Origin of the sequence: Microcystis sp. LSC13-02, assembly GCA_002282935.1 — a bacterium.
GTDB lineage: Bacteria > Cyanobacteriota > Cyanobacteriia > Cyanobacteriales > Microcystaceae > Microcystis.
Window position 1 is genome coordinate 2355 of sequence record MTBT01000243.1, and the last position, 16845, is coordinate 19199.

Here is a 16845-nt window from a genome sequence, read left to right on the forward strand (position 1 = left end):
TAGTAGGTTCGGTTCAGACATAATCGTGTAAGACCTAAGTAAGGGAAACCAGAAAGGGCTGTGATGAGCTTCGAGAATCCTCACGCCTTTAAGCCCAGGAGTGTCAACAACACTTATAGGGTTTTGGGAGAGAAAGGTGTATCTTAATATTACAGAGGATTTTAAAAAAAGATTAAAAGTCTTCGAGAATACCCTAAACTTAAATCTTATCGTTTCCCCGAAGCTATTAACGGAAAGGAGTATCAGGTTATGACGGTGGAAAATCTAGAAACAAATGGGACTCAAACCCCAGCAACCACAGAAGAAAAAACCAGCACTGTGCGCGGTAAGGCTAGTACGGCTAAAACCGCCAAAGATAAAGAAGTGGTCGCCCTTTCGGTGAAAAACAGTCCCGAATCAGCTTCCAAAGCCTTAAAATTCTATCAACCTGAACATCGCTTGCCCGAAAATCGCCCTGTTGGTAGTAGCCATCTTCACTTCACGGAAGATGAAATGTTACCCGGTGGTCGTCCCGTGGAAGTTAGCCATCTGAAAGTTGTGAGTACCTATTCTTCCGTCGGTGGATTGCGTCCTGTCGGCTCTAGTGGTATGGAAATCAGTAGCACTCTAGCGATATCTGGCAATCGTCCGATCGCTCTGAGTCATCTGCACATTAGCGAAACTTATACAGTCATGGGTAATCGTCCCGTTGCTTCCAATGAAATCGATGATCCCGAAACTTTAATGGGATTTTTGGATTAATTGTTTTGTTGATCAAGACGGATTTTTTCCCTGTCCTGGACGGGGAATTTATTTTTTTCCCTTTAGTTAAGCACGATATTGAGCAATTAGTTGGTATTTTCCCGGTTTTAATTGCAGAGTAAATAAGCCATCCTGAGAGATTCCCTGACTGCTAATCATTCCCTTGGGATTAGTTTCAAAGTGCCAGCGACCAAAATAAGTAATTCCCAGATCAACCTGAGTATCTGAGACGATTTGGCAATCCCAAATACGATTATATGAAGAAGCTTTGACCATAGCCAATTGACCGTCACCATTGCGAACATAATGGTCTTGATAACCTTGAGCAGGAGAAACGGTATTACCTTGAAATTTCCAGAAAGGCGTTTTCTCACTCAGGGCAGCCGGAAGATAATCTACTACATCTGGAACAATTAAGAGACCAGCCGCTAGATTAAATCCTTTACCGCCGACTTTAATTGGTTCTACTGGTAAAAAATTAGCCGTTGCTGTTCTTTGGGATTGATAAGATGGCTGTTTAATCCTGGCGGTAATCAAGTTGTTGAGTTGTTCTTTGGCCAGGGAATCTTGGTAAAGAGGAGTTAGGACACTTGATAATAAAAGGTAATTGGGAATAGACAAACCAGCAATGACTAACAAGCTGACTAAAAGCCGTTTTTTGAACTGGTCAAAATTCACAGAAATAGAGAGAATTGCCAAAGTAGAAACTAGACCCGATGCCACGGCAAGGAACCGAAAGGGAAACTGGATTTTTTGCAGGGGAAAAATGATTTTGTAGAGTGGTAAAGAAAGAGGTGAAATCATCAATAAACTCAGTCCCGATAAAACTATTAAAGCAACCGGATCAAAATCAAATTTTTCTAATTTATTTCTTCTCCGCCAAACTGGTCGAATACTTAAGAGATAGATAATTAGATAGATGCTGAAAATGAGACTAATTATAAAAGTATGTCGATTTTGATAAAAGTTATTACCAAAAGCAACCCAATCACCCAGAGAAGTTCCTATCGGTTGACGAATTTCTTTTAAATTAAAAACCGCAGGAACTAAGTAAGGAAAAGAAAAAATTATGCCGATGATCAAGAAGAGAATCCGCCAGCAAAAATCCCGAAAATTTCTATTTTTTAACAGGATAATTACCGAATAAATACCAAACAGAAAAAATATAATAATCAGACTAGGTAGATGAGCTAATGCTATCAAAGAAGTTGTAATTGTTAATGCTAAACCATTACCAAAAGTAATCCTGGTAGAAACTTTTAGAAGCGCGGTCACAAAAAAAGGCATTAAAGCAATAGCCAAGCACTCTGCTAAGGCACCACGCCAAAATAAACAGTAAAATAGGTAAGGATTAATTGCTAAAATAATAATTAGTTGATAGTAAAGTATGCCCCTTCTTTTGAATAAATATGCTGCTAAAGTTGAGGCACTAATTATATTGATGAGCAAAATAGTTAGCACCGTAAATCTTAGAGCAACAACTGGAGAAAATCCGAGCAGATGATAGGGAAAAGCTACATATCTTAAAAGAGGAGGATAGAATAAAAATGCAGCATTTCCGTATCCTCCATAGCCTTGAGAATACCATTTTGGGAATAAATCTCCAGACTTAACTTGCTCTGCCCAAAAACTATTCCAAAATAAATGAACAAGACCATCATTTGTTCTTTCTGGAGCGAATAAGAAAGCTAACCAAGTGCTACCTATAATCAAAAATACCAGAAGAGCGAAACTAAGTTGTTTTCTCTGTAATTGAGCAAGACTAACAAGTATATTCATGATCAGGCAAGCAGAAGATTTTAATTTTTTTCCTCATTATCTAATCCTGGATTTTAGCAATCTCAAGCTAGAGAATTAAATAATTATTATCTATTAAATAGATTTTTTACTTATTTATTTCGGGAGAGTTCTTAGGATAAATTTTAGCATAAACTAGACTAGCTTTTTCAGATAATACTTGAATTTCATAGTCGGAAGATAAATTATCAAAATCTTCTTTACTCATAATAATTTCATGATTTTTATCGCTATTGACGGCAGTTTTAAGTTCTTCGGCACTCCTCAGCCACCAAATCGGTCTATTACTATAAAATAAGGCACTGGGATGATTAAGATCAGCAGATAACTTAGCAATTATTAAGGGATTTTTCTTATTAAAATCCTCTTGCCCTGCCACTTGTGCTAAGGCAGATAGGGGGGTTACTCTTGCAGTATAAAGTCCTCTAACTTCTCTGATTCCAGAAAAGACAAAAACTGCAAATAGTAAAATAGTCGCCGATTTAGGAGTAAGCCTTTTCAGTAAAATGAGAACAAGTAGAGTTGCTGCAATCGCAAAACAGAAAACTGCTAATATCTGTTTAACTGAAGGACTGATAATACCAACAATTTTGAGAGGCGTTAAAGGGAAAATAACTAAAGCTACAGTTGCGATACTAATCAATATCCACGAACGAGCAGTAGAAGAAGCTTGTGCCTTTTGAAATAGATAACCGATAAAAATTGCAAAAATCGGATAAAGGGGAAGAATATACCAGCTTAATTTGGTTGATACCAAACTATATAGACCAAAAACCACCAGAAAGAAAACCATTATAATTCTCGACGAGCTATGGGGCTTTAAAGTATCTTTAACACTGACGATAAATGCAAAAGGAATTAGATAAACCCAAGGAAAAAAGAATTTAATAACTGTTCGGAAGTATGAGAGAAAGTCTCCACTGTTTCCCTCGAGGGGGCGGGTTGCCCGTTCAATCACATGATAACCTAAGTATTTCTGCAAAAAAGCCTGTCCATGCTGTAGTAGCACTGTTAAATGCCAGGGAATAATTATCAAGGTAGCCAAGACAATACTTAGCCAAAAATGTTTCGATTTAAAAGTAGTTAATAACTGCCTTTCAATTAATAGCGTTATTATAATGGCAGCCGGTGCAACAATGGCAGCAAAACCTTTAACCATAAAAGCCAAGGCACAAGCAGTACCAATAAAATACCACCATTTTTGATTGCCTTGGCGAAGATGAAGATAACCGTAAAGTGATAGAAATAGAAAGAATGTCAGCATCATATCGGTGGTACCAAACCGAGCAGAATTGACAAATTGATAACTTGCCAACAAAATCAACGAGGCAAAAACTCCTGCCCAATATCCATAAACTTTTTTACCAATCAAATAGATAATAGCAATTAAGGCGACTCCTGATAAAGCCGAAGCCGCTCTTGCCCAAAATTCGTCAACCCCAAATAATTGAAAAAAAGCAGCGGTTGACCATATAAATAGGGGGGGTTTATGAAACCAAGGCACATATCCGTAATGTAGAGTTATCCAGTCACCATTTTGTACAATCTCTTTAGAAATTTGTGCATATATAGCTTCATCCCAATCTTCTAAACTCCTCTGTCCTAATTTCCAGAGCAAGATGATTGCCGATAGGGAAAATAGTAACCAGAGAGTGGGGTCTTTAAATTTCGATATAATGACTTGGATTTGCTCAGTTTTTAGCATGGAATTAAACAGACTAAATAGAAGATAGATTTTGCCTTCGATCCCCCCTTAATCCCCCCTTAATAAGGGGGGTATCTGACAATTTTTAACACCTACCTACTTAGTGGTTATTTATTTGATGACTTTCTTTCTGGTTTTAGGATAGACAAAAAAATTTTGGTGAGGACAATAAAATCAAAAGGTTAAAATGTCAAAAAAATACAAAATCACTTCCCATCAAGATTGATCATCTAAGATGCCCATAAATTTCAGGTTAATCGGCCATGTTTTCCGGAAAGCCGAGAAGATTGCTTACATTAGGATAATCCTCGATATAAACCGTCCCCTAGCTGGGAGAAAACCACAGACATTTTAGCAAGATCTTATCAAAAACTACCAGAATTGTCAAGTAAATTGACGAGCAGTGGCTACAACAAGCAAAAACCCTCGCCCTGATTACAGCGTTTCTGATCAAGATGAAGTATAACCTGATAGGGCATCGTCTCCTGGCGACCGTCTCCCCAAAACGAAAACCTCATACCTCACCATTAAGATAACTGCTATAATCATCATCTCTTGCTGAATCGGGTGACGAAGACCTTTAATCGATAAGCTGTTGACTATCTAAATTACTCGTTAAGATTGCAGGAGAGAAGGGAGCAGCGAGAGAGAGTTTGATCATTTGTACTAAAATATCCAATACGCAGTTTAAATACAATAAAGCTTATGCGTATCCGATGTATTATAGATTGATTAGGTGTTTCTGTTAAGATGTTTTTGTCCAATGATCTGCACCTAATTTCAATGATACCCCACTGGGTTTCTCATGATGATCAAACGAACTCTTATTATCGTCACCTGCCTAATGCTGCTTGGCTGTACTTTAGGATTATTAAATTTTACCTACGATGCTTCAGTTTTAGCGGCAGAGGAATATTATCAGATTCGATCGCTTCATAGTCGCGATGGTATCGGTAAATTTTATCTAGGACGGGAAATCGCTAAAGTCATGGGACACCAAGAAATGTTATGGTTAGAACGTCCTAGTCGCCGTTTCACGGAAAAACCCGATGATCTGATCACCGCACTACATTTAAAACCCACAGACCTAGTGGCAGATATCGGCGCGGGGACAGGTTATTTGAGTTTTCCTATGGCGAATTTAGTAGAACAAGTTTTCGCCGTCGATGTGCAACCGGAAATGTTAGGGGCAATTGATTTTTTGGCCGAGGAAAATCAAGTGAAGAATGTCACCACAATTCTCGCTACAGAAACCGATCCCAAATTGCCTATAAATGCGATCAATTTAGCTTTAATGGTCGATGCTTATCACGAGTTTTCCTGTCCCCGCGAGATGATGGAGAATCTGGTCAAATCCTTAAAACCCGATGGTAGGGTGGTATTAGTAGAATACCGTCGTGAAAATCCCCTGATTCCCATCAAGGCCCTTCATAAAATGACCCGCAGACAGGTAGAAAAAGAAATGTCCGCTCTCGGTTTAGTGCCAGAAGAAATCATCGAGACTTTGCCCCAACAACATTTAATGATTTTCCAGAAAACAAATTCAAATTAGCAAGTTACCCAAGCTAATCCGCGGGACTTTCTTTTTGGATTAACACCTCACCAGCGATTAAACGTCGGGCTGCCGACAGTAAAACATCCTCAATATAGGGCTTGACAAAATAACCTTTTGCCCCTTTAGCAGCGGCGAGATGCTGCATTTTTTGCGACCCTCGCGAGGTAATCATCGCTACTGGTATCCCCTGAAGTTGTTCATCCTTTTGCAGACGAGAGAGCAATTCTAACCCATTCAGGCGAGGCATTTCGAGATCGCAGAGAATCAGATCACAAGCTAATCCAGCCCGTAATTTTTCCCATGCTTCTAAACCGTCTCGGGCCTTTTCAATGCGATAACCAGCTTTAACCAAAGAAATCGCTAACATTTCCCGCGCCGTTACCGAATCATCGACAATCAAGACCCGAGGAGTCGATTGTGCAAAGAAATTAGCGGGATTACTGTCAATAATCGTTGCATCGGGGGATAAAGGCTGATTACGAGTCGCTTTAATACTATTAGCTAGTAACACTTCCCCCGCAATCATTCTTTCAGCCGCCGAGAGTAAATCTCTTTCCGTGTAGGGCTTGGTAAAATAACCACTAGCTCCTAATGTCGCCGCCACCTGACGATGACGTTTCCCTCCTTGGGAAGTCAATAAAGCCACGGGAATGGACGCTAATCGGGGGTCTTTTTGCAAATTATACAGTAATTCTAGGCCATTCATGCGGGGCATCTCGATATCGCAGAAAACGATATCACAGGGCAAACCGCCGCGTAATTTTTCCCAAGCTTCTTGACCATCCCGGGCCTGTTCCACACGATAACCGGCTTTACTAAAGCTTAAAGAGAGCAATCCCCGGACAGTAATCGAATCATCGACAATCAGAACCATAGCCCCCGATTTTTGGCTAGTTTCCACCGCTACGGGGGGGGCAGGTTGGCGCCAAAGACCACCGTTATCGGTACGCAGACGACCCCTGGCGATGTCGATTAACTCTAACACATCGCCGATCGGCATCACCGTACCATCGCCCAAAACCGTCGCCCCAGCAATCCCAGCCGTTTTCGGAATCGGTCCTTCGATCTGTTTGATGACGATTTCCAGTTCACCGATCACTTGATCCACCTGTACTGCGAGGAGATTATTACCACCGCGCAGGATCACGATCGAAAAAGAGTCTTCCTCCTGTTTGCCAGTATAAAAACTACCGCGACTTAGTTGCCGATTGTAGGAAAGCAATTCGCTCAAGGGTTGGAAGGGTAGTAAAGTATTTTGCCAGAAAACGCAGCGCCGTCCCTCCCGATCGATTTGGATATCGCTGGACCGGAAATCCTTCATATCTTCCACTCCGTCCATGGAGAACCCGATGCGCGCATGATTACTCACACAACACAGGGCCTTACAGATACTCAGGGTTAGGGGTAAACGGATGGTAAAAGTGCTTCCTTTGCCCAGTACCGAGTCAATAGTAACGGTCCCGCGCACATCGATTAAACTGGTCTGCACCACATCTAAACCCACCCCACGACCGGCAAAATCATCGGCCTGATCTTTGGTACTAAAACCGGGGTGAAAGAGGAGTTCATAGACTTCTTGGGGACTGAGGTGTTCAGCTTCCCGATCGCCGATCAGGCCTTTTTCGATCGCCTTGCGTTTCACCTGATCAGCATCAATACCGGCCCCATCATCACCAACGGTGATCACGGTTTGATTCCCCTGTAGGAATGCCCGGACAGAGATGGTCCCGAGGGCAGGTTTCCCTTTGTCCATGCGTTCTTGGGGTGATTCAATGCCGTGGGTGATCGCATTGTTGACCAGATGGGTCATGGGACTATTGAGATGTTCGAGGATCATCTTATCGATGAGAACATCACCCCCTTCCACTTTTAATTCGGCTTGTTTATCAAGTTTCAGGGAAATATCGCGAATTGCCCGGGGTAGGCGATCGGCGGCTTGACTAAAGGGAACCATGCGCGATTTGGTCATCCCTTCCTGTAGTTGGGTGGTGGCCTGTCGCAGACTGCGCGTCACCTGATCGGTTTCATCGACGACAAATTGAAGATCAGAGCCCGATTCTCGCACTCGTACGATCAATTCGATCATCTCTTGGGATAATAAATGGAAATCGGTAAAACGGTCGATCTCTAGGGCATCTAGTTCGCCAGCCATGGCCGAATCCCCCTGATTTTCTCCCTGAACTCTACCGTAACCGATGGCACCACCGGAATTGCGACTAGCCAGTAAAGCCCCTTCTAGGAGGCTTCTTTCATAGAGATCCTGCATCCGACTGCCCACATCACCCAGATGTTGGACGCAGGTTAGCAAATTATCTAAAAAGAGACGCAGGCGATCCTGTTCATCTTCAAGGCGATTGCGTTTAACCACCAGTTCCCCGATCAGATTGCTGAGGTTATCCAATTGTTTGATCGGCACCCGCATCGTCTGTTCAAAAGCTTTACTGACAAGGGGACGCAGGTTTTTTGACCGGACTGGTGGACTGACGCTGACCGCCGGATTTGCTGCCATCACCTGATTGGTTTCTTCGAGGAGTTTTTCTAAATCCTTGAATTCATCCTCTAGGAGGCTTTCTGGGGCAATTTCCCGTGATTCTAACCCTTGCAGAGGTTCCACCGCAGCCACCAGGTCCACTGCTGGGGATTCCCAGAGGAAGGCCTCTAGGGATTCAAAGATGTCTGGTAGTGGCGGTTGCGCCGGTGGCGTGGGTTTTTTCAGAAAAGCTTCTAAGTCTTCGAGGCTGTCGTAAAAATTGGGGTTGCCGATGGCTATAATTGCTTCTGAGTCCAAGACCACCGCATTTTCTAGCAGCAGAGATTCGAGATCATCCCCATCTTCCAGTTCTAACTTGGGAGCCGGTCCGGGGGTATAATAAAGATCATTAGTGGCGGATTCTTCCCAATTGATACTATCGCCAAAAAGTTCCTCTAATTCTCTTTCCGAGGTCAAGGAAGACGGGGTTTGCCCAAGATAGGCCCCGGCTCTGGCCACCAGAGAAGAACTCTGCTCGAATAAAAAGCCGAGTTCATCTAGAGCCTCGTCACCGTCGGTGTCTTTGTCTTCTAAACTCTCTAACAACTGTTCGAGATCCTCGTTAAAGAGATGATCCGAGTCGGGTTTCATCATGATTTGCTTCCTGCCAAGTCTTCCTTTTTGGTCAACCAATACGCTCTCTTTAGCTTCAGATTACCTAGAATCTTACTCGATAACTCTATCCACTAGCAATTTTTTTATGGCTAATCAAACTCTTGGACTTGATCGACAATTTTATTCCTATTATCAATCTATCTGTCTGCGAGAACCCCCTATTTTAGCTCAATTACGTCAAGAAACTGCCTCTCAACCCCTGGCAGTCATGCAGATTGCCCCCGAACAAGGTCAGTTTCTGGCTTTTTTGGTACAGGTGATCGGGGCGAAAAAAACCCTAGAAATAGGGGTTTTTACCGGTTATAGTTCTCTAGTGGTGGCCTTAGCTTTACCCCCAGAAGGCAAGCTGATCGCCTGTGACCTAAGGGAAGAATATACCAGTATAGCCCGCCGTTATTGGCAGCAGGCCGGTGTCGCCGATAAAATCGATTTAAGAATTGCCCCGGCCCTGGAGACTTTAGATCAATTAATCGCCGGGGGAGAAAGTAATAGTTTTGATTTTGTCTTTATCGATGCCGATAAAAGTAATTATGATGCCTACTACGAACGGGCGTTACAATTGGTCAGAAATGGCGGAATTATCGCTATCGATAATGTTTTTTGGTCGGGACGGGTAGCGACGGCCGATAGCACTGATAATCGCACCAACATTATCCGTTCCCTTAATGCCAAAATTCAGCAGGATGAACGGGTAAATATCAGTATTATTCCTATTGGTGATGGTTTGACCCTGGCCATGAAACGGTGAAGAAGTTGGGGAGAGTAGAAAAGCTTTTGCTCTTGCGGAAACCACCCAGGACAACGCTACATCCCTTAAGCTCCTTAACGACAGCACTAAGTTATCTATCAGTTCAACGGAGAGGGTGGGATTTGAACCCACGTTAGGTGTGACCCTAAAGCAGATTTCGAGTCTGCCGCATTCAACCACTCTGCCACCTCTCCACAGGGTTTGAGTCCGGATTATCATTTTAACAGATTACTTGTCCTCGGATTGATTTTTTTTGATAAACCTCTTGCATAATTGATTTTTGAGGGTTTAAAAACGTCAAAAATAAGGATTAAGTGGCATAAAATATCCAAATAAACCATTTAATTGATTATTATTCATTCTTAATTCTCCTGACGACCGACTACTGACTCCTCACCAACCACGACAATTTTTGATTTTTACAAGAGGTCTGATGAATCAAGCTCCTTTTCTTCCAGTTAACCATCCCCAGCCTAACTTTCTCCACCGGTTAGGGAGTCTCTGGAAATTTTCCCGTCCCCATACGATTATCGGCACTTCTTTCAGTGTTTTAAGTCTGTATTTAATTGCTTTGGGCAATATTAGCGATTTTTTTAGCCATTGGTCGGTTTTATTGCTCACTTGGGTCGCTTGTCTTGCGGGTAATGTCTATATCGTCGGTTTAAATCAGTTGGAAGACATCGACATCGATAAAATCAATAAACCTCATCTTCCCCTAGCAAAGGGCGAATTTTCTCGGTTAACAGGAGGGTTGATCGTGGGTTTTACTGCTATTTTAGCAATTATACTGGCTTTTATCGGTGGTTTTTGGCTATTAATCACCGTGGGGATTAGTTTACTCATCGGTACTGCCTATTCCTTGCCACCAGTGCGGTTAAAACGCTTTCCTCTCTGGGCAGCCTTCTGTATTTTTACCGTCCGGGGTGTTATCGTCAATTTAGGTCTTTTTCGCCACTACAACACAGTTATTAATCAAAATCAGTCTATCTATCCCTCAGTCTGGGTTTTAACAGCTTTTGTTCTTGTTTTCACCGTTGCGATCGCTATTTTCAAGGATGTTCCTGACCTAGAAGGCGATCGCATTTACCAGATTACCACTTTTACCCTGCTGCTCGGCCCTGAAAAAATCTTAACAATTTCTCTATTGACAATTTCTTTATGTTATGCAGGGATGATTGCCGTCGGTCTCTTGGGGATAACGGGAATTAATTCTCCTCTGGCCATTGTCGCCCATCTGCTCCTACTTCTTCTTCTTTGGTGGCGTAGTCGCAGGGTAAATTTAGAAGATAAAAGCGAAATCAGCCGATTTTACCAATTTATTTGGAAATTATTCTTTTTAGAATACATTATATTCCCCCTGGCTTGTTTGATATGAAAATATCTCCTTTTTTAGCGGCCATTCCCTTACTTTTGCTAGGTGGTACAAGCGCACCTAGTCAAGAAACCATCGATCCGCAATTATTAACCGGCAACCTTCGTTTAACCCTAAAAAATGGCGTTTGGAAACTGTGGCAAGATCAACCCGTTTATCAAGATATTACCCTAGATTTAAGCTGCGATCGATCTGTTTGTCAGCCTTCGGTGTGGGGATACGCGCCCAAATTCAATAAAGAAGTGGATCACCAAGGTACGGTAAAAACGATTAAATTAGACAATGCTTGGCAATTACAGGTGAAAATGAACATTCAAACTCACCCTTGGCAAGCGGAAGTCAGGGAAGCTATCTATAATATCGAAATTGTCCCCTACCAAGACCAACTTATCGGCAGTTATCAAGGTACTTTAGGGGGAAGAAGACTACAAAACCAAGTTAATGGCACAATTTCCCCTTTATGGCCTAATCCTGTCCCTAATCACCAACCCCTACAACCGCGAGAACATCCCCGTTTAATCTTTCGCAAGTCAGAATTAACTAATCTCAGAGAAAAAGCGAAAACTCCCATCGGTCAGACTATTATCGCTCAATTAAACAACAGTTTACAGCAAAAAATTTATTACGATGGTTATGTTCCTAATGGGGGTTATCATGCCACAGGTCATTGTTTTTTAGCAATTTTAAATCAAGATCAAAAATCAGCAGAAACCGCCTGGGAAATTCTCGAAAAAACCCGTAAAAATCGGGGAAGGAGAGTCTTAGAACAATCTCCAATTGTCGCCGGAGTCGCTCTCGCCTACGATCTTTGTTATGATTTTTGGGGAGAAAAGCGCCAACGGGAAATTACTGGCTGGTTATTTAGTGAAAGTAAAAAACTTCTCAAAGGTGGTTCACCCAAAGATGGATGGAATGGAGAGGCAGTTAGTAACTGGAATGCGCGGGCCAGAGGTGCGGCAGGATTAGCTAGTTTAGCGATTCTCAAGGAAGATGTACCGCCCGATCCTCTCTATTATCCCTCTGCACAGGTGGAAATGGCCAAACGTCACATCGAACGCTATTTTACCACAGCTATCGGCGATCGAGGATTTGGCACGGAAGGAGATTTATACAGTACCGAACCCATGGTTCTCGCTGTTTTTCCTTTTCTGCAAGGGTATCGAAATAGTCTCGGATTAGACTTAGTAACTGGTTCCTCGGCAGCCCAATTGATCCCCCATTATTTAACCAGAATTGTCCCTAAAAATGGTCAATTATTGATTCCTGCTTATGGCAGACATCAGATGTTTGTAGGGGTATCTTTATTAACTGCTGGATTGGGAATTACCGATAAATCATTGATACCAGCAATAAAATGGCGATTACAAGGTCAAGAAAAACAACTTTTTCACCCCCATTATCCTCATATTGCCCCTTTTCTTCTCGCTGCTTATCCATCTAATCTTATTCCAGAAAATCCCGAACGCCAACTTTCCCGGGTTTTAGTTGATCAACAAAAGGGATTTTATGCTTTTCGTAATCGGTGGCAAAATGAAGAGGATTTTGTCGCTAGTATCTATCTCAAACAGCAACCTTTTGTGGGGGGATGGTCTTTTCCCGATGTCGCTAGTGTAAGAATTTGGGGACTAGGAGGACATTGGGCGAGTTTTGAGCGGTCAAAAGGCGACTGGAACTCAGAAAATACGGTTATTTTCCCGAAAACACCGCCTTGGAGCCAGGCAAAACCGATATCTTTTCAATCTAGTCCCGATGGTTCGGGAGTAATTACGTTAAAAACTGATAAAATTAGGGTTAAAGGGGCTGATACACGGGCAGGAGTCGCTCTAGTTCGCTCTTTCGCCGTCGATTACAGTCTGTCCTCCGGTTCCCCCGGATTATTCGTCTTGATGGATAAATTATTAGGTAAAGTCGATCAACCAGAATTTATTAATAAAACTTGGGTGATGAATACACAGGGAAATGTCACTCTCGGAAAAAATAGTTTTACTATCACTCAAAATCGGGCAAATATGCAGGGAACTTTTATCACTCCAGTGACTTTAAAAGTCGAGAAAACTAATACAGGTGAGCGCATTTTAGCCACGGGCAGCGAGGAATTTTTTCTGGTGATGACCGTCCAGAAAAGTCGTCCCCCAGCAGTTAAAATTATCGACAAGGGATTAGATGCGATCGTGCAAATTGGCTCCCAGGAAATCTCAATTATCGACGGTGCAGTTAGATTAAAAGAGATGAATTTTCAAGAGTAGAGGTGCGTGTTTGCGACTCCCAATTCTGTTAAAAAACCAAAATCAACAATCCCCACCCCACGCTCGGCGTTACACTATCGAAGAGCGCACCCTACATTCTAACTATGATACCTTGGTAGTAGGAAAACGACAAAGTTTTAAAGTGCGGCGTTTAGGGGGAGATTGAACTATAATTGAGTTTATGAACTTACAATTTGATTGGGATAAGTACCTAGTAAAAATTAATTACACATATCTAACCACCTCTTGACTTTTGCCTCTTGCATGAGTGCCTATCCTAACCAAGAAATTAATTTTGCACCACTACTTAACCCCAAGGCAAAACTTAATCTCAAAAAGCATGGCATCAATTTTGAAGAAGCTAAGGCTGTTTTTCGAGATTCCCTAGCCTACATTTTTGATGATGAGTGGCATTCGGTCAGTGAAAAACGAGAAATTATTATCGGACACGATGATAATAATCGCCTTTTAGTAGTTTGTTTTACTGAAAGAAATCAAATAATTCGTATTATCAGCGCACGTTTAACAAACAAAAAAGAACGCCAAGACTATGAAAGATACACAGGATTCTGAAACCAACCAAAATTTACAAGATGACCTACTTCCTGAATATAATTTTAATTATACTAAGGCTCATCCTACTCGTTTTGTTTCTCAGGTAAATGAAATAAAAATCACTGTCACCTTAGAACCAGATGTCGCTAAAGTTTTCAAAAATTCTGAAGATGTCAACAAAGCACTTCGAGCTATCTTATCCGCTATCCCTGAAAAATAAGTAAAAAAAAACGTTCGATAACTAATTTCTCAGAGAAAGCAGGGGAGAAAGTGCGGATAGATTATTAAGAGACTGGCTATAATTCTAACGAGAGATTGACAAAATTATGACCAATCTTCTAAAATAGATAAATCGTGCGTCAATCTATTCCCAGCCTGAAACCTTCTCAGTCTCTCTCTTAAACGTTTTCTGAGAACTCTTAACATTAATCAATTTCATCGTAATTTAAGAAAAGATGCTGATTTTTCGCCTATGTCAAGCCCGTGGATATTTTGACGATTAAAGATGATTAAAGCTGATGGTGCAAGATTCTTAGATTTAGGCAAATTCCCCGAAAACTGAATCTTTTGTCAAGGAGAATTTGTAAAGATGAAGACTATTTGAGCAATTATTGATGATATAATCAAGGTGGCTGACCAAAATAGCCCCTAAATTTAGAACTATCTAAATTGCATCTATAATTTCCGCCTAACTAAACTATGAGTAAATGTTATCAAATCACCGTTCACAATCGTCAGACGGGGGAAAAATTTGTCACCACCGTTCCAGGGGATAACTATATACTGCACAGTCTGGAAAAACAGGGTCATCAATTACCCTTTTCCTGTCGCAATGGAGCTTGTACCAGCTGCGCGGTCAGGGTATTATCAGGAGACATCCATCAACCAGAAGCGATTGGACTATCGCCGGAATTAAAAGCCAGAGGTTATGCTTTACTTTGTGTCAGTTATGCCCGTAGCGATATGGAAGTAGCCACCCAAGACGAAGATGAAGTCTATGAATTACAATTCGGTCGCTTTTTTGCCCGTGGCAAAGTGCGTTTTGGTTTACCCTTAGATGAAGAATAGATTAGGGATTAATCGTGCCAGATACCAGCAACCAATTAGAAAAATACCTAGACATTGCCAGCGAAGCAGCCCTAGCAGCGGGAACAATAATTATCGATAATTGGGGTAAAATCGAGAAAATAGAAGAAAAAGGGCGATCGGGCGATTTAGTGACGGAAATAGATCGTCGAGCAGAAACAGAAATTCTCAAAATTATTAGCCGTCACTTTCCCGAACATGGGATTTTAGCGGAAGAATCGGGAAAACTGCCAGGGACGGACAGCGAGTATCTCTGGGCGATCGATCCTCTCGATGGCACCACCAACTATGCCCACGGTTATCCCGTATCCGTCGTCTCCATCGGACTACTCATCGGAGGGATAGCAAAAGTGGGAGTCATCTATAACCCCTTTAGAAAGGAACTATTTCGGGCAGCCCAGGGTCTAGGAGCCACCCTGAACCGTCGTCCCATCCATGTCTCCCAGACGAGTGAACTAGAAAAAAGTTTACTGGTGACGGGCTTTGCCTACGATCGTTGTCAAACCCCCGATAATAATTATGCCGAATTCTGTTATCTGACCCATCTGACTCAAGGGGTACGCCGCAGCGGTTCCGCTGCCAAAGATTTAACCGATGTGGCCTGTGGGCGCTTAGATGGTTATTGGGAACGAGGGATTAATCCCTGGGATATGGCTGCGGGAATTATTCTGATCGAAGAAGCTGGCGGTAAAATTAGCGCCTACGATGAGAGTCCTTTTCTGATGGAAACGGGGCGAATCTTGGCCACTAACGGACAGATTCACACCACCTTAAGCCAAGCTCTGCAAAAAGCCGCCTCTTGGAGTTTTCAGTTTTAATTCTTTTAATATTTATTGCGATTATCATTGTGATTAGAGTAGGATTCGCTGTATGCCTTTTCCGATTTCCCAGGGATTATTTCAATTTGATTTAATCGATCACTTCGCTGTTTTAGGAGTCTCGATCGATGCCGAACAGGAGGAGATTCGCGAGCGTTACTTAAAAATTGCCTATAAACTCCATCCCGATACCTGTCGCATTCACACCCCCACCGAAAGGGAACAGGCTAATGAGTTACTCTCAAAATTAGTTAACCCTGCCTACGAACATCTAAGCCGCAAACTATCTCGGGAAGAATTTCGCCTTGTTTTAACACAAATGGGCAAGGCAATGGCGAAGGATTCGGGTAAAATCACTATCAGCAGCGAACCAGCTAGAAAACTAGCCCAGTTCACCGCTAACTATGAATTAGCCTATCAAAAAACCCTGCAATCTTTGGCGATCGATCAATATACCGCCCTAGAAAACACCTATCAGAAAATCGCCCAACTCAGTGAACTCAATCTGGTTTATCTGATCTTAACCGAAGGTCAGGGCAACAAGAAAACTATCCAGAAAGTCTTTATCTCCCAAGGCAATCCTAACCAGTCCGAGTTATTGGGAGCGACTGTCACGACGGCAGCCGAGGCTAAAGCCAAAGAATCGCCCCTAGAAGCCTATATTCGCCGCGCCCAAGCCTCTCTTGACCAAAATAACCCCGCCCAAGCTTTGCGAGAATTGCGCGATGCCCTGCGGCAAGAACCGGATAATGGCATCTGTCACGCCCTGCTCGGTTTAGCCTACCTGCAACAAAATCAACTCGCCATGGCCCGGGTTCATATCAATCGTGCCTGGCAAGTCAGCCCCAAAGATGCGACGGTGATTAGGTGCAAACGGGAACTAGATAAAGTAGTTAATCCTAATGTTGAAATGGAAGACCAGAAGGGACAAAAAAAGGAAGGGGATCGCAAGGGCGGTTTTTGGTCTCTATTTGGTGATAATAAAGATTGACATCCTCGCCGCCGTAAAACGGACGGCGATTCCTCACCACGCCACTTTTTTAGGGTGGTCGCGTCAACGGGGTTGACGCAGATAGC

The 16845-nt window shown here is 42.5% G+C and carries 14 protein-coding genes and 1 tRNA gene; 11 read left to right on the top strand and 4 right to left on the bottom strand.

Annotated elements, in window-relative coordinates:
- The first annotated feature begins 249 nt into the window (after window positions 1–249).
- Window positions 250–741, top strand: a complete 492-nt coding sequence (locus tag BGL89_RS15190; protein WP_286826410.1) for a hypothetical protein — start codon at window positions 250–252, stop codon at window positions 739–741.
- Between the two features lie 66 nt (window positions 742–807).
- Here BGL89_RS15190 and BGL89_RS15195 read toward each other — a convergent pair whose 3' ends face one another.
- Together BGL89_RS15195 and BGL89_RS15200 are read right to left on the bottom strand one after the other, a co-directional pair.
- On the bottom strand, window positions 808–2520 hold the full coding sequence (locus tag BGL89_RS15195) for a putative glycosyltransferase family protein (protein WP_286826411.1): 1713 nt from the start codon (window positions 2518–2520) through the stop codon (window positions 808–810).
- Window positions 2521–2626: 106 nt separating this feature from the next.
- Entirely contained in the window at window positions 2627–4243 is a 1617-nt protein-coding gene (locus tag BGL89_RS15200; protein ID WP_286826412.1) for an ArnT family glycosyltransferase, read from the bottom strand.
- Between the two features lie 805 nt (window positions 4244–5048).
- Here BGL89_RS15200 and BGL89_RS15205 point away from each other — a divergent pair.
- Window positions 5049–5795 carry a class I SAM-dependent methyltransferase gene (locus BGL89_RS15205; protein ID WP_286826413.1) on the top strand — a complete coding sequence of 249 codons (747 nt, stop codon included), beginning with the start codon at window positions 5049–5051 and terminating at the stop codon, window positions 5793–5795.
- A 13-nt stretch (window positions 5796–5808) separates the two neighbouring features.
- Here the strand turns inward: BGL89_RS15205 and BGL89_RS15210 are convergent, their stop codons facing one another.
- Window positions 5809–8922: a hybrid sensor histidine kinase/response regulator gene (locus tag BGL89_RS15210; RefSeq protein ID WP_286826414.1), complete on the bottom strand. Its 3114-nt coding sequence runs from the start codon at window positions 8920–8922 to the stop codon at window positions 5809–5811.
- A gap of 106 nt (window positions 8923–9028) precedes the next feature.
- Between BGL89_RS15210 and BGL89_RS15215 the strand changes: the two genes are divergently transcribed.
- A complete protein-coding gene (locus BGL89_RS15215) occupies window positions 9029–9691 on the top strand; it encodes a class I SAM-dependent methyltransferase (RefSeq protein WP_286826415.1) in 663 nt (220 codons plus the stop codon).
- Window positions 9692–9798: 107 nt separating this feature from the next.
- On the opposite strand, the gene BGL89_RS15220 is transcribed toward BGL89_RS15215, so the two are convergent.
- A tRNA-Ser gene (locus tag BGL89_RS15220) sits at window positions 9799–9885 on the bottom strand.
- Window positions 9886–10124: 239 nt separating this feature from the next.
- On the opposite strand from BGL89_RS15220, the gene BGL89_RS15225 reads away from it, so the two are divergent.
- From BGL89_RS15225 to BGL89_RS15260, 8 genes are all read left to right on the top strand, one after another.
- Window positions 10125–11066 (top strand): homogentisate phytyltransferase, encoded by a 942-nt coding sequence (locus BGL89_RS15225; RefSeq protein WP_286826416.1) that lies wholly within the window; start codon window positions 10125–10127, stop codon window positions 11064–11066.
- Entirely contained in the window at window positions 11063–13309 is a 2247-nt protein-coding gene (locus tag BGL89_RS15230) for a hypothetical protein (protein WP_286826417.1), read from the top strand. The genes BGL89_RS15225 and BGL89_RS15230 overlap by 4 nt, the downstream gene beginning before the upstream one ends.
- Window positions 13310–13319: 10 nt before the next feature.
- The gene (locus BGL89_RS15235; RefSeq protein ID WP_286826418.1) at window positions 13320–13475 is read left to right on the top strand and encodes a hypothetical protein; all 156 of its coding nucleotides are present in this window, start codon (window positions 13320–13322) and stop codon (window positions 13473–13475) included.
- A gap of 98 nt (window positions 13476–13573) precedes the next feature.
- Entirely contained in the window at window positions 13574–13882 is a 309-nt protein-coding gene (locus BGL89_RS15240; protein WP_286826423.1) for a BrnT family toxin, read from the top strand.
- A complete protein-coding gene (locus BGL89_RS15245) occupies window positions 13860–14084 on the top strand; it encodes a hypothetical protein (RefSeq protein WP_286826419.1) in 225 nt (74 codons plus the stop codon). The genes BGL89_RS15240 and BGL89_RS15245 overlap by 23 nt, the downstream gene beginning before the upstream one ends.
- Before the next feature lie 479 nt (window positions 14085–14563).
- On the top strand, window positions 14564–14932 hold the full coding sequence (locus BGL89_RS15250; RefSeq protein ID WP_286826420.1) for a 2Fe-2S iron-sulfur cluster-binding protein: 369 nt from the start codon (window positions 14564–14566) through the stop codon (window positions 14930–14932).
- A gap of 14 nt (window positions 14933–14946) precedes the next feature.
- Window positions 14947–15768 carry an inositol monophosphatase family protein gene (locus BGL89_RS15255; RefSeq protein ID WP_286826421.1) on the top strand — a complete coding sequence of 274 codons (822 nt, stop codon included), beginning with the start codon at window positions 14947–14949 and terminating at the stop codon, window positions 15766–15768.
- A gap of 52 nt (window positions 15769–15820) precedes the next feature.
- A complete protein-coding gene (locus tag BGL89_RS15260) occupies window positions 15821–16759 on the top strand; it encodes a J domain-containing protein (protein WP_286826422.1) in 939 nt (312 codons plus the stop codon).
- The last annotated feature ends 86 nt before the right edge of the window (window positions 16760–16845 follow it).